Annotated in this window: 11 protein-coding genes; 4 read left to right on the plus strand and 7 right to left on the minus strand. The window is 65.0% G+C overall.

The features are described from left to right. Nucleotides 1-89: 89 nt before the first annotated feature. From AC1ROK_RS22045 to AC1ROK_RS22055, 3 genes are read right to left on the minus strand one after another with little or no spacing between them, the layout of a single operon-like run. Entirely contained in the window at nucleotides 90-2,066 is a 1,977-nt protein-coding gene (locus AC1ROK_RS22045; RefSeq protein ID WP_492850917.1) for an acetyl-CoA carboxylase biotin carboxylase subunit, read from the minus strand. Then, nucleotides 2,067-2,612, minus strand: a complete 546-nt coding sequence (locus tag AC1ROK_RS22050) for an endonuclease domain-containing protein (protein WP_492850919.1) — start codon at nucleotides 2,610-2,612, stop codon at nucleotides 2,067-2,069. A gap of 8 nt (nucleotides 2,613-2,620) precedes the next feature. Beyond that, nucleotides 2,621-4,153 (minus strand): acyl-CoA carboxylase subunit beta, encoded by a 1,533-nt coding sequence (locus tag AC1ROK_RS22055; RefSeq protein ID WP_492850921.1) that lies wholly within the window; start codon nucleotides 4,151-4,153, stop codon nucleotides 2,621-2,623. A gap of 219 nt (nucleotides 4,154-4,372) precedes the next feature. On the opposite strand from AC1ROK_RS22055, the gene AC1ROK_RS22060 reads away from it, so the two are divergent. Continuing rightward, nucleotides 4,373-5,779 (plus strand): helix-turn-helix domain-containing protein, encoded by a 1,407-nt coding sequence (locus tag AC1ROK_RS22060; RefSeq protein WP_492850923.1) that lies wholly within the window; start codon nucleotides 4,373-4,375, stop codon nucleotides 5,777-5,779. A 55-nt stretch (nucleotides 5,780-5,834) separates the two neighbouring features. On the opposite strand, the gene AC1ROK_RS22065 is transcribed toward AC1ROK_RS22060, so the two are convergent. From AC1ROK_RS22065 to AC1ROK_RS22080, 4 genes are all read right to left on the minus strand, one after another. Then, on the minus strand, nucleotides 5,835-6,101 hold the full coding sequence (locus tag AC1ROK_RS22065; RefSeq protein ID WP_291311424.1) for a YiaA/YiaB family inner membrane protein: 267 nt from the start codon (nucleotides 6,099-6,101) through the stop codon (nucleotides 5,835-5,837). Between the two features lie 41 nt (nucleotides 6,102-6,142). Beyond that, nucleotides 6,143-6,823: a PspA/IM30 family protein gene (locus tag AC1ROK_RS22070; RefSeq protein WP_492850926.1), complete on the minus strand. Its 681-nt coding sequence runs from the start codon at nucleotides 6,821-6,823 to the stop codon at nucleotides 6,143-6,145. 383 nt (nucleotides 6,824-7,206) lie between these two features. Then, a complete protein-coding gene (locus AC1ROK_RS22075; RefSeq protein ID WP_492850928.1) occupies nucleotides 7,207-7,812 on the minus strand; it encodes a TetR/AcrR family transcriptional regulator in 606 nt (201 codons plus the stop codon). Between the two features lie 137 nt (nucleotides 7,813-7,949). Next, nucleotides 7,950-9,761 carry an OmpA family protein gene (locus AC1ROK_RS22080; RefSeq protein WP_492850930.1) on the minus strand — a complete coding sequence of 604 codons (1,812 nt, stop codon included), beginning with the start codon at nucleotides 9,759-9,761 and terminating at the stop codon, nucleotides 7,950-7,952. Between the two features lie 219 nt (nucleotides 9,762-9,980). Between AC1ROK_RS22080 and nadC the strand changes: the two genes are divergently transcribed. From nadC to AC1ROK_RS22095, 3 genes are all read left to right on the plus strand, one after another. Beyond that, the gene (gene nadC / locus AC1ROK_RS22085; RefSeq protein WP_492850932.1) at nucleotides 9,981-10,844 is read left to right on the plus strand and encodes a carboxylating nicotinate-nucleotide diphosphorylase; all 864 of its coding nucleotides are present in this window, start codon (nucleotides 9,981-9,983) and stop codon (nucleotides 10,842-10,844) included. Continuing rightward, a complete protein-coding gene (cysQ, locus tag AC1ROK_RS22090; protein WP_492850934.1) occupies nucleotides 10,841-11,653 on the plus strand; it encodes a 3'(2'),5'-bisphosphate nucleotidase CysQ in 813 nt (270 codons plus the stop codon). Before nadC ends, cysQ begins: the two co-directional genes overlap by 4 nt. A 142-nt stretch (nucleotides 11,654-11,795) precedes the next feature. Beyond that, nucleotides 11,796-12,344, plus strand: coding sequence for a PadR family transcriptional regulator (locus AC1ROK_RS22095; protein WP_069908473.1), 549 nt, complete (start codon nucleotides 11,796-11,798; stop codon nucleotides 12,342-12,344). Nucleotides 12,345-12,346: the final 2 nt, after the last annotated feature.

Here is a 12,346-nt window from a genome sequence, read left to right on the forward strand (position 1 = left end):
CGTGGCCAGATCGAGCCTGACGCGCCGGCGGGGCACCTCCCCCCTTGTGCGGGAGGATGGGAGGGGGGCGTCTCTATCAGTCAGCGACGTCATACCGCCTCGAACTCCAAAATCACCTCGTCAACCGCCAGCACGCTGCCGGGTTTCACGCGGACCTTGCTGATCCGCGCGCGCTTTTCAGCCTTCAGCACGTTCTCCATCTTCATCGCCTCGACGATGGCGAGGGTCTGGCCGTCTTCGACGATATCGCCTTCGGCGACGTCGATGCGGACGATCTGGCCGGGCATCGGGCAGAGCAGGAACTTCGAAAGGTCGGGCGGCACCTTCACCGGCATCAGCGGCATCAGGTCGGCGACGCGCGGCAGCAACACCTTGGCGACGAGATCGGCGCCGCGCCAGCGCAGGCGGAAACCGCCGGTGACACGGTCGAGCTTGACGTGGTGCAGGCGCCCGTCGACGCGGGCGATGCAGAGGCTGTTGCCCGGCTTCCAGCCGCTCTCGACCAGGAGCTTTTTGCCGTCAGGCGCGGTGAGCCAATACTCGATGCCGTCGGCACGCACCGCGAAATCCCAGCGCTCTGCGCCGATGATCACGGCGCGCGGTTCAGGCGTCGTCGGGTAGAGCCGCTTGTCGAGCGCGAAGGCGGAGCAGCAGGCGAGCGCCGCCAGATGCGTCAGTGATTCCGCATCCGGCGCTACGCCGCTGAAGCCATTGGGGAATTCCTCAGAGATGTAGCCGGTGGTGAGGCGGCCCGAACGGAAGCGCTCCTGCCCCATGACGGCCGAAAGGAACGGGATGTTGTTGCCCACACCTTCGAGCTCGAACTCGTCAAGCGCCACTTGCATGGCGTCGATCGCTTCGCTGCGGGTCGGCGCCCAAGTGCAGAGCTTGGCGATCATCGGATCGTAGAAGGTGGAGATGTCGCCGCCCTCGGCGACGCCGGTATCGTTGCGCACCACGAGCTCGGCGCCGACCCCCTCGGCCGGTGGGCTGTAGCGGGTGAGCCGGCCGGTGGAGGGCAGGAAGTTGCGGAACGGGTCCTCGGCGTAGATGCGGCTCTCGATGGCCCAACCAGTTATGCCGATATCAGACTGAGTAAGCGGCAGCTTTTCGCCTGCTGCGGCGAGGAACATGAGTTCGACCAGGTCGAGGCCGGTGATCAGCTCGGTGACCGGGTGCTCGACCTGCAGCCGGGTGTTCATCTCGAGAAAGTAGAAGTTGCGATCCTTGTCGACGATGAACTCGACAGTGCCGGCGGAGGTGTACCCCACCGCCTTGGCGAGGGCGACGGATTGCTCGCCCATGGCCTTGCGGGTGGCGGCATCGAGGAACGGCGACGGCGCCTCCTCGATGACCTTCTGGTTGCGGCGCTGGATCGAGCACTCGCGCTCGTTGAGCCACAGCACGTTGCCGTGCTGGTCGCCGATCAACTGGATTTCGATGTGCCGCGGCTCGGTGACGAATTTTTCGATGAAGATGCGATCGTCGCCGAAGCTGGAGGCGGCTTCGGATTTCGAGCGCTCGAAGCCTTCACGGGCCTCGGCATCATTGTGGGCGATGCGCATGCCCTTGCCGCCGCCGCCGGCCGAGGCCTTGATCATCACCGGGTAGCCGATCGAGCGCGAGATGCTGACCGCCTCCTCGGCATCGGCGATGAGGCCCATATGGCCGGGGACGGTGGAGACGCCGGCCGCAGCGGCGAGCTTCTTCGACGTGATCTTGTCGCCCATCGCCTCGATGGCTTTGACCGGCGGACCGACGAAGATGATGTTCTCCGCCTCGAGAGCCGCGGCGAAGGCGGGATTCTCAGAGAGGAAGCCATAGCCGGGGTGAATTGCTTCGGCGCCGCTCTGCTTGCAGGCGGCAACGATCTTTTCGATCGAAAGATAGGAGTCGCGGGCAGCGGAGCCACCGATATGGATGGCTTCATCGGCGAGCTTGACGTGCACGGCATCACGATCGGCGTCGGAATAGACGGCGATGGTGCGGATGCCCATGCGCTTGGCGGTGCGGATAACGCGACAGGCGATCTCGCCGCGATTGGCGATGAGGAGGGAGGTGAACATTCAGGGGGTGGTCCTGTCGGAAGCCGCGTACTTGGCGCCGGAGCTGGCAGTCGACTCCCTCCCCCGTTGCGGGGAGGGATCAAGGGTGGGGGGAGCAGCTATGCTGGACATTTCGGCAAGTGCGGCTGCGATGGTCAGGTAGACACCCTCAGCGTTCTCCATGACCTCGTTGTTCCAGAACCTCAGCACGCGGTAGCCGCGACCGGTGAGATAGTCGTCGCGGGTCGCGTCGTTAGTCTGGACAAGGTCGGTCGTGTGCGTTTCGCCGTCGACTTCGATCACCATTGCCGGATGGCGGCAGGCGAAGTCGGCATAGTAGGCGCCGATCTGCGCCTGACGGCGGAAGTTGTAGCCCTGGCGGCGCAGGGGATGGATGATCGCCCACATGCGGCGCTCAGGCTCGGGCGGATTACGGCGGAGCCTTCTGACGAGCTCGGCGCTCATGGGTGCCTTGCCTCTGGGGTCGAGCGTGCGGCTCCCCCCCACCCTTGATCCCTCCCCGCAACGGGGGAGGGAGACGCGAGGGGCGCAACCGGTCGTTTGCATCAAGGCCCTCACAGCGGGATGTTCCCGTGCTTCTTCAGCGGGATCACTGCCTTCTTGTTCCGCAGCACCTCGAACGACCTGACGACCCGGCGGCGCGTCTCATTGGGCATGATCACGTCGTCGATGAAGCCGCGTTCGGCGGCGACGAAGGGGTTGGCGAACCTCGCTTCATAATCGGCCGTGCGCTTGGCGATCTTGTCCTTGTCGCTGAGTTCGGAGCGATAGAGGATTTCCGTCGCGCCCTTGGCGCCCATCACGGCGATTTCGGCCGTGGGCCAGGCGTAGTTGACGTCGGCGCGGATGTGTTTGCTCGCCATCACGTCATAGGCGCCGCCATAGGCCTTGCGGGTGATGACGGTGACCTTGGGGACGGTGGCCTCGGCATAGGCGAAGAGGAGCTTGGCGCCATGCTTGATGATGCCGCCATATTCCTGGGCGACACCGGGGAGGAAGCCAGGGACATCGACCAGCGTCAGGATGGGGATCGAGAAGGCGTCGCAGAAGCGGATGAACCTTGCGGCTTTCTTCGACGAGTTGATGTCGAGGCAGCCGGCGAGAACCAAAGGCTGATTGGCGACGACGCCGACGGTGCCCCCGTTGAGGCGGATGAAACCGACCAGGATGTTTCCGGCATGGTCCTTCTGGATCTCGAGGAAATCGCCTTCGTCGGCGATCTTGAGGATCACCTCGCGCATATCGTAGGGCTTGTTGGCGCTGTCGGGGATCAGGGTATCGAGGCTGGGCTCGGCGCGATCGATGGTGTCGTTGACGGCGACGACGGGCGGCTTGTCGGCAGCGTTCAGCGGCAGGAAATCGAACAGGCGGCGGACTTCGAGCAAGGTCTCGATGTCGTTGTCGAAAGCCGCGTCGGCGACCGACGAAACCTTGGTGTGGGTCGAGGCGCCGCCGAGCTCCTCGTGGGTGACGACCTCGGAGGTCACGGTTTTCACCACGTCCGGGCCGGTGACGTACATATAGGACGTGTCCTTCACCATGTAGATGAAGTCGGTCATGGCGGGGGAATAGACCGCGCCGCCGGCGGTGGGCCCCATCACCACCGAGATCTGCGGGATGGCGCCCGACGCCTGGACGTTGCGCCAGAACACTTCGGCATAGCCGCCGAGCGCTGCGACACCCTCCTGGATGCGGGCGCCGCCGGAATCGTTGAGGCCGATGACCGGCGCACCGTTCTGCACGGCGAGATCCATGATCTTGCAGATCTTCTGGGCGTGGGTCTCGCTGAGCGAGCCGCCGAACACCGTGAAATCCTGGCTGAACACGTAGGTGAGGCGGCCGTTGATAGTGCCCCAGCCGGTGACCACGCCGTCACCGGGGATGATGTTCTGCTCCATGCCGAAATCCACCGCCCGGTGGGTGACGAACATGTCGTACTCCTCGAACGAGCCGGGATCGAGCAGCACCTCGAGGCGCTCACGGGCGGTGAGCTTGCCCTTCGTATGCTGAGCGTCGATGCGCTTCTGGCCGCCGCCGAGACGGGCCTCATTGCGCCGCTGGTCGAGTGCGGCGATGATCTTTTGCATGGAGTCCCCTGAGCGTTGATCATTCACCGTTCTGGCGAACGGCGAATGCTCCAAGTCTTCTTTGTTGGTCGCGCTTTCGAACCGGAAAAGTCTGCGACTTTTCCTGAAAACGCTCCAAGCCATCGCCAGCTTACACGGTCCGACGAAGCGACGAGAGACAGGAATGTGTGGACCTGCTAATTCTGCAAAGTTGCGAACTGTGAAATTGCGAACTTGCGAATGGCTGACCGAAAGATCTTCGCCGGGGCTCGGGTGCGGGCGGCGCGCACCAAGGCGGGGCTGACGCAGCGCGAGCTGGCGCGCCGGCTCGAAATCTCGGTGTCGTATCTCAACCAGATCGAGAACAACCAGCGGCCGCTGACGGCATCGCTGATGCTGACGCTGGCGGAGAATTTCGGGCTGGATCTTGCGGAGCTGACCTCGGAGGGGGCCGACCGGGTGCTGGCCGATCTGCGCGAGGCGATGGCCGACCCGGTGTTCGGCGAGGCAGCGCCGGGGCTGATCGAGCTCAAGTCGGTGGCCGCAAGCGCGCCGGACACGGCGCGAGCCATGCTTCGGCTCTATGAGGCCTATCGCAAGGCGAACGAGCGACTGATGGGGGCGGATGCGGCGATGGTCGGCGGGCCGGGGCTGCAGACCAGCTACGAGGAAGTGCGCGACTTCTTCCACTACGCCAACAACTATATCGATCCGCTTGATCTTGCGGCAGAGACCCTTGTGGCGAGCATCGGTCTCGCCCTGCATGGGCGGCTCGAGCGGCTGGCGAGCTACCTCACAACCCGGCACGGGATTTCGGTGGAGTTCGAAGAGCCGAATTCGCCGGACCAGTTGCGGCGGTTCGAGCGGGCATCGCGCACCATCGTGCTCAACGGGCGGCTGGCGCCGGCGACACAGTACTTTCAGCTCGGCGTACAGCTGGCGCTGATCGAACAGGCGGGGCTGATCGACGAGATCGTCGGCGGCGCTGAGTTCAAGACGCGGCAGGCAGCCGATATCTGCCGGCTGGGACTCGCCAACTATTTTGCGGGCGCATTGCAGATGCCGTATGAGGCCTTCCTCGCGGCGGCCGATCGGAACGGCTACGACGTCGAGGAACTGGCATTCGAATTCGGCGCGTCGATGGAGCAGGTCGGGCATCGGCTCTCGACCATGCAGCGGCCGAAGGCGCGTGGTGTGCCGTTCTTCTTTGCGCGGGTCGATGCCGCGGGGACGATCACCAAGCGGCACTCGGCGACGCCGCTGCAGTTCCCACGCTTCGGCGGTGCATGCCCGCTGTGGAACGTGCACCGGGTGTTCGGCGAGCATAATGGGCGGATCGCGCGGCAGCTGGCGGAGACGCCGGACGGCAATCGATACCTCTGCCTCGCCTGGTCGGAAGAAAAGCACACCGGCGGATTTCGCGGGCCGGTGCGGCGCTACGCCTATGCACTCGGCTGCGAGGTGGCGCATGCGAGTAAGCTCACCTATGCGGCGGACCTCGACCTGACGCGCGGGTTCGAACCGATCGGCATCAGTTGCCGGATCTGTCCGCGGACCAACTGCATCCAGCGCTCGGTACCGCCGATGGATGCGCAGCTGGAGATCGATGTCGACCGGCGCGAAGTGGTGCCGTATCGGCTGGGCTGAGCAACAAAAAGCCCCGGGCACTGGCCCGGGGCTTCCGCGTCGGCAGCGACTGGGATCACTGATTGCCGACATAGTCCTTGAGAATCTTCTCGTTCTTGGCCTGCTCGAGCTGCCGCACCACGTCACGGGCGTTGCGGTCGTCGGTGCGGTATTTGACGAGGTTCACGAGACTGCCCATCAGCAGCACGATGCCCATGCCCCAGTAGCCCTTAGTCGACAGGTCGACCGGCGCGAGCCAGAGCGACAGCGACAGCAGGAACAGCGCGGCGGCGACGCCGGCGGCGTTGAACATGATGTAGATCTGGTTGTTGTCGGAGTTCATTTTCAGGTTCCCTTTGGTTCGAATGCGGTTGCGGTTGCGGCTTAGAGGCTGGTGGACTTGAGGCGGGCGAGCACGTCATCGGCGCGGACCTTGGTCTTGTCGCCGAACCCGGCTTCGCCGAGACGATCGCGGATGCCCTTCTCGCTGAGGCCGGCGTCGATCTCATCGAGCACCTCGCTCTCGGCGAACGGATCGGGACCGTTGACGACGCGAGCGATCAGTTCCTCGGCCTCGCGGATCGAGCTGGTGGCGCCGATCGAGCGGTTGAGCGACTTCTGCGCCTTGCGCTCGGCATCGGCAGCGCGGGCCGAGATCATGCCCTGGCGCAGGTCGATGATGCGGCGGTTGGCCTTCTCCACCGACGCCTGGGTGCGGGCGACGCGGTTGGCGAGCTGATCGAGGGTATCGCGGCGCACGGTCCGCTCGTTCTCGAGGTTGGCGATGGCGGTCGCGGCGTCGGCGGCAAGATCTTCACGCCCAGCAGTCAGCGCCTGACGGGCCCGGGTCTCGAGATCGGCAATCTGCGTCTCGAGGCGGGTCAGCGTCTGGGTCTCGTTGCGCTGCCGGATGATCAAGGCGGCGAGGGTCGACTTGGCGAGCGACAGCGCCCCTTCGGACTCGCGGATCTTCTGTTCGATCAGGTCGATGGCGAAATGATCGGTGAGCTGCTCTTCGGCTCGGGCAGAGGCGCCCAGGAACAAGGTCTTCAGAACGTTCAACATCGCAGTACGTCTCCCTTCGGTTGGTGTCGGCGTTTAATTGAACGCTGTTCACGAGGATCAACATACAGGGTTTTAAACGGCGTTCAAGAGAAAATTGAACGACGTTTAGTCTTTCGGAAATGCTAAGAGAATGCAATGAGTTGGGCACTGTTTATCGTGGGGGAACGGCTACCCTCGGGTAGCCTTTTTGGATCTGTTTCGACTCAACGTCATCCCGACGAAGGCAGTGTGTCGGGCCATGCGTCGCACCATACCCACCGGGTGTCATCCCAGCGAAAGCTGGGATGACACCCGGTTTGGGCTCGGTCGGGTGGCAAGTTCACCGGCAGGTGCGGCACACGCGCCTCGGCCGATGTCGGGCGGGCGTTCGCCGGCGGGCTGCCCTACTTCGAGCGGTGGGTATAGGCGAGGATATGCATGTCGACCAGTTCGTGGACGACCTTGCCGATGTCGCGATCCATGACCAGGCTCAGGCGGCCGGAGCTGTCGAGCGAGACGACGGAGTGTATCGAGGCGAAAACCAGTTGGCCGGACTGGCGGGCCGTCTTGTCGTCGAGGTCGGGGCGAATGTCCTGGAAGCACTGGGCGATGATGCGGATCAGCGAGGCGATGGCCTCGATGTACCAGGATGGCACCGGCTGGTCGGGCTTGCGGCGGAACTCGAACAGAGCGTTCCACAGGTTCCGCTTCAGCGTGATGTAGCCGAGGAAGGCATGGGCATAGTTGTGCAGCATCTGCCGCGGATCGTCGGAGGGCGCGGCATCGGCGAAGGCGCGGGCAAGGCCCACCAGGGTGCGGGTGTTCACCTGGGTGACGATATCGTCGAGATCCTTGAAGTGATGGTAGAGCGTGCCGGCGGTGTAGCCGATGGCGCGGCTCAGCGAGCGCGCCGAGAACGCGTCGATCCCCTCTTCGGCGATCAGTTCCTCGGCGGTGTTGACGACGAGGCTCGCGAGCTCTTCCTTCGAATGATCGGCACGGCGGGCCATGGCGCAACTCCAGAACTGAACGACGTTCAATTAGACCGGGGATTGTGGCTTGTCCATGGGCTTGGAGCTTGGGCTGCCCCTCCGCGAAAAAAGGCCTCGGGCAGTGCCCGGGGCCTCGATGCTTGCGATGCCGTGGATCAGCTCTGGCCGCCGGAGACCAGGGAGGTGATGCGGCGGATAGTGACGCGGCGGTTGGCCCGCTCGGCCCCATCGGTCTCGACCTTGAGGTAACGCTCGCCATAGCCCTGCGTAGTGAGGTTCTCTGGCGGGATATCGTAGAACTCGGTCAACAGGTCGGCGATGGTGCCAGCGCGCTCGTCGGACAGGACGAGGTTAGATTCGTCCGAGCCGACGGCATCGGTGTGGCCTTCGATGAGGAAGGTCTCGCCCGGGTTGCGGTCGAGGATCTTCTTGATCGCCTCGGCCACCTTGCCGAGCGAGCCGACCTGGTCGCGGCCCAGCTGGGCCGAACCGGTTTCAAAGGTCAGGTCGCCGATCTCGACGCGGCGGACCGTATCGCGGATACGGGCCGAGCGCTTCACTTCGTCGACCGTATAGACCCGGGCCGCCTTTTCCAGCGGCGGTTCGCTGAGGAAGCGTTCGATATCGTCCTCGTCGGAGCGTTCGCTGTAGAGCACGTAATCGTCGACGGGGATCGGCAGGTAGAACGGCGGCAGGTCGTCGCCCGGATCGCGCCAATCATCGTCCCGACGGTCGTCGGGAGCGAAGACCAGGATGATCCGGGTGCCGTCGGGCAGCACTTTCACGCGGCGGATGATCTCGCCGTAGCGGTTCCACACTGTGATGACGCGCGTACCATCCGGCCGGATGACGGTCTGACGATAGCGGCCATTATCGAGCTCTTCGTAGTAGACCTCGTCGCCGCGGCCGATGCGGTCGCGATCCTTGTACGGCGTGAAGATGTCGATGTTGATGCCGATGTTGATGATCAGCTTGTCGCCATCCTTCTTGGCCTCCTGCGCGGCAGGAGGGGCTTGTGGCGCCGGGAGCTGGTCGACGCGCTTGCCTTCGGTGACGACGGCCGCTTCGACTTCCTCGGCAGGCGGCGCTGCCTCGGTCTGGGCGTCGGCATCGGTGGCCGGCGGCGGAGCCTGGGCGGCAGGGGGCTGGGCAGGAGCGGGCTGTTCGGCCCCGGCTTCCTGGGCATCCTTGGCGCTATCGAGCACCGGAGCGGCCGGCGCGTCCGGCGTTTCCTGATCGGGAACCACCTCGAGCGGCTGACCGGATTGATCGGTCGCCGGAGCTTCACCCGGCTGCGCGGGTTCGACAGGCGTTGCGGGTTCCGCAGGGGCTGCGGAAGCCGGGGCGCCGCCCATCAGCGCCAGGCACTCGTCGAGCGACTGGATGCCGAGACGATTGCACTCGGCGAGGAAGGCGGCCTCGGCGGTGGCCTTGGCGTTGGCGTCGCCGCTGGAACCGGCGGAAACATAAGCCTCGAACGCAGCGATCAGCGCCGGATCGCTGGCCGGCGACTGTTCAGCGGGAGTTGCGGGCTGCGCCTCGGGAGCGGCGGGTTGCTCCGCCGGAGGCTGTGCGGGCTGCTCGGCAGCAGGCGGCTGCTCTGCGGGAGCCGCGGGCTCAACAGGGGCGGGCTGTTCAGCCGGCGGAGCGGGTTCCTCAGCCGGAGGCGGTGCGGGCTCCTCGGCGGGAGGAGCCGGCTCTTCAGCCGCAGGTGCAGGCTCCTCGGCGGCCGGCGGCTGCTCCTCGGCAGGCGGCGCAGGTTGTTCGACCGTTGCGGCGCCGGTGGCGATGGCGATGCACTGTTGCAGGTCGGGCGCGCCGATGCGCTGGCATTCGGCAAGGAAGGCTGCTTCGGCCGCGGCCTTGGCGTCGGCGTCATCGCCGCTCTGGGCCTCGACATAGGCGTTGTAGGCCGCCGTCAGCCCCGCATCCTGCCCCAGGGCAGTGAGCGGGACCAACGAGAGCATGCAAAGGCTCGTGGTCGTAAGCAGTAATCGCTTGAGCTGCATGGTTTTCTCCATTCTTCTTGTGATGCAACAGCCAACCCGCCCTGAACTGGCAGGGGATCAAACGAGTGCGCGCGCGATTTGTTCCGGCTTCGGAGATAATGGTCGCGCGCTGTAGCGGCATTGCGTGGGGTGGCGCGGTCGCGTAAACCGCTCGCCGCCAGCACCCGAGCCCCAGACATGCGCGAAACCCTTATCGGCGCCCTGCCCCCTGCCCTCATCGAGGATGCGGTCCGTCGCGCCCTTGCCGAGGACCTGGGGCTTGCAGGCGACCTCACCTCACAGGCGACAATCCCCGCGGACGCGGTGGCAACGGCAACTCTTTCAGCACGCGAGGCCGGCGTGATCGCCGGGCTGCCGCTGGCGCTCGAGGTGTTCCGGCAACTGGGTGCCGCTGTGTCGTTCGATCCGCGGGTCGCCGATGGCGCTGCTGTGACCAAAGGCGACATCGTCGCGGTGGTGTCGGGCGACGCGCGGCAGCTCCTTGCCGGCGAACGCACGGCGCTCAATTTCCTGAATCATCTCAGCGGCATCGCCGCACATACGCATAAGTTTGTAGAAGCGGTAGCCGGGACCGGGGCGCGCATCTGCGATACGCGCAAGACCACGCCGGGCCTCAGGGCATTCGAGAAATACGCCGTGCGTTGCGGCGGCGGCTCGAACCATCGCTATGCGTTGAGCGACGCCATCCTGATCAAGGACAACCACATCGCGGTGGCTGGCGGCGCCGGCAAGGCCTATCGGGCGGCGCGGGCCGCGGCGGGACACCTGGTGGCGATCGAGATCGAGGTGACCACCCTCGACGAACTGGCGGAGGTGCTGGATGCCGGCGCGACCATCGTCATGCTCGACAATATGGACAACCAGTTGCTGCGGGCAGCGGTGAAGCTCAACAACGGACGGGCGCGGCTCGAGGCTTCGGGCGGGGTGACGCTGGAGCGGGTGCGCGGCATTGCCGAGACCGGGGTCGACTATATCTCGTCGAGCCAGATCACCATGGGGGCCAAACCGCTGGACCTCGGACTGGATGTCGAAATCCAATGAGCACGCCGCTGGCCGAGCTGATGAACCGCGTCGCGATTGCGGCGGCCGAATTGATCCTCGAAGTCTACCACCGCCCCGTGGTCGCCATGGAGAAGGCCGACGGCTCGCCGGTAACGGAGGCCGACCAGCGGGCCGAGGCGATCATCCTCGAGTTCCTGGCGGAAACCGGCCTGCCGGTGCTGGCTGAGGAGAGCGTGGCGGCGGGGCGGATCCCGGAGCTGGGGGCACGTTACTTCGTTGTCGATCCGCTCGATGGCACCAAGGAATTCCTGAAGCGCAACGGCGAGTTCACCGTGAATATCGCCTACTGTGAGGATGGGCACCCGGTCAGCGGCGTGGTGCTGGCGCCGGCCACAGGCGAGATCTACTGGGGCGGGCCGGACGGGGCGTTTGCCGGCCGCGTCGTCGGCGGCAATGTCGAAGGCGTCGAGCCGCTGCAGGTGGCCGAGGCCGAGCATCCGCTGCGGATCGTCGCCAGCCGCTCGCATGGACACGCCGCGCTGGCCGAGCTCTGCGATACGCTCGAGGTGGCTCAGGACGTGTCGGTCGGCTCGTCGCTGAAGTTCTGCCTGCTCGCCAAAGGCGATGCACAGCTTTACCCGCGATTTACCCCAACTTCGGAATGGGACACGGCGGCGGGCCAGGCCGTGCTGCAAGCCGCGGGCGGCGTGGTACTGGGAATGGACGGGTTGCCGCTCACCTGCGGCCACCGGGACCGGAGCTTCCTCAATGCCTGGTTCGTGGCCGCAGCCAGCGAGAAACTGGCCTTGCGGGCCCTGGCCGAGATGCTGCGGTTCGTCGACGCCTGACGGAAGCCGTTAGTATTCAAACGGTTGGCCATGAAGAAAATGCATGGCAGCCCCTCTTCCGGCCCTTGTTGCGCTTTCTTCCAGCTCCATATATAGGCCCGGCATATGCTGGTCCGTTATATGCCAGCCGGATAGGAAGCCAATGAACGTCAGAACCATCTGCCTTGCCATCCTCTATGATGGCGACGCGACTGGATATGAGATCCGAAAGCTCTCCGTTGAAGGGGAGTATTCGTATTTCATCGACGCCAGCTATGGGGCGATCTATCCCTCTCTGGCGCGCCTCGAACAGGAAAAGCTGGTCACGGCGCGCGTTGAACAGCAGGACGGCAAGCCCGCCAAGAAGATCTATTCGATCACGCCGGCCGGCCGCGCTGCGTTCATTCAGTCGATGTTCGAGAAGCTTGGCGAAGACGAGTTCCGCAGTGAGTTTCTGCTGTTCCTGCGCTTCGCCTCGGAACTCCCGCAATCGCTGGTCGAGCAGCGGCTGAACGAACGAATCGTCGAAATCGACGCGACGCTGGCCGACTTCGACCGGCTCAAACAACAACATAACCACCCCGGAGACGCCTGGGTCATCGATTACGGGCGGACTTGCATGCAAGCGGCTCGTGACTACATCGAGGCGCACGGGGATGAACTGATAGCGCTGGCCCGTTCCGACAGGGACGATGCTGCAGCAGCGGAATAGAG

Source organism: Devosia sp. GW821-FHT12F11, assembly GCF_058806655.1.

What these genes read in the sequence shown, in the direction of transcription:
- AC1ROK_RS22095 (WP_069908473.1), top strand. Translation starts at nt 11,796, where the DNA reads ATGAACGTCAGAACCATCTGCCTTGCCATCCTCTATGATGGCGACGCG.
- AC1ROK_RS22075 (WP_492850928.1), bottom strand. Translation starts at nt 7,812, where the DNA reads ATGGCCCGCCGTGCCGATCATTCGAAGGAAGAGCTCGCGAGCCTCGTC.
- AC1ROK_RS22055 (WP_492850921.1), bottom strand. Translation starts at nt 4,153, where the DNA reads ATGCAAAAGATCATCGCCGCACTCGACCAGCGGCGCAATGAGGCCCGT.
- cysQ (WP_492850934.1), top strand. Translation starts at nt 10,841, where the DNA reads ATGAGCACGCCGCTGGCCGAGCTGATGAACCGCGTCGCGATTGCGGCG.
- AC1ROK_RS22070 (WP_492850926.1), bottom strand. Translation starts at nt 6,823, where the DNA reads ATGTTGAACGTTCTGAAGACCTTGTTCCTGGGCGCCTCTGCCCGAGCC.
- AC1ROK_RS22065 (WP_291311424.1), bottom strand. Translation starts at nt 6,101, where the DNA reads ATGAACTCCGACAACAACCAGATCTACATCATGTTCAACGCCGCCGGC.
- AC1ROK_RS22080 (WP_492850930.1), bottom strand. Translation starts at nt 9,761, where the DNA reads ATGCTCTCGTTGGTCCCGCTCACTGCCCTGGGGCAGGATGCGGGGCTG.
- AC1ROK_RS22045 (WP_492850917.1), bottom strand. Translation starts at nt 2,066, where the DNA reads ATGTTCACCTCCCTCCTCATCGCCAATCGCGGCGAGATCGCCTGTCGC.
- AC1ROK_RS22050 (WP_492850919.1), bottom strand. Translation starts at nt 2,612, where the DNA reads ATGCAAACGACCGGTTGCGCCCCTCGCGTCTCCCTCCCCCGTTGCGGG.
- nadC (WP_492850932.1), top strand. Translation starts at nt 9,981, where the DNA reads ATGCGCGAAACCCTTATCGGCGCCCTGCCCCCTGCCCTCATCGAGGAT.
- AC1ROK_RS22060 (WP_492850923.1), top strand. Translation starts at nt 4,373, where the DNA reads ATGGCTGACCGAAAGATCTTCGCCGGGGCTCGGGTGCGGGCGGCGCGC.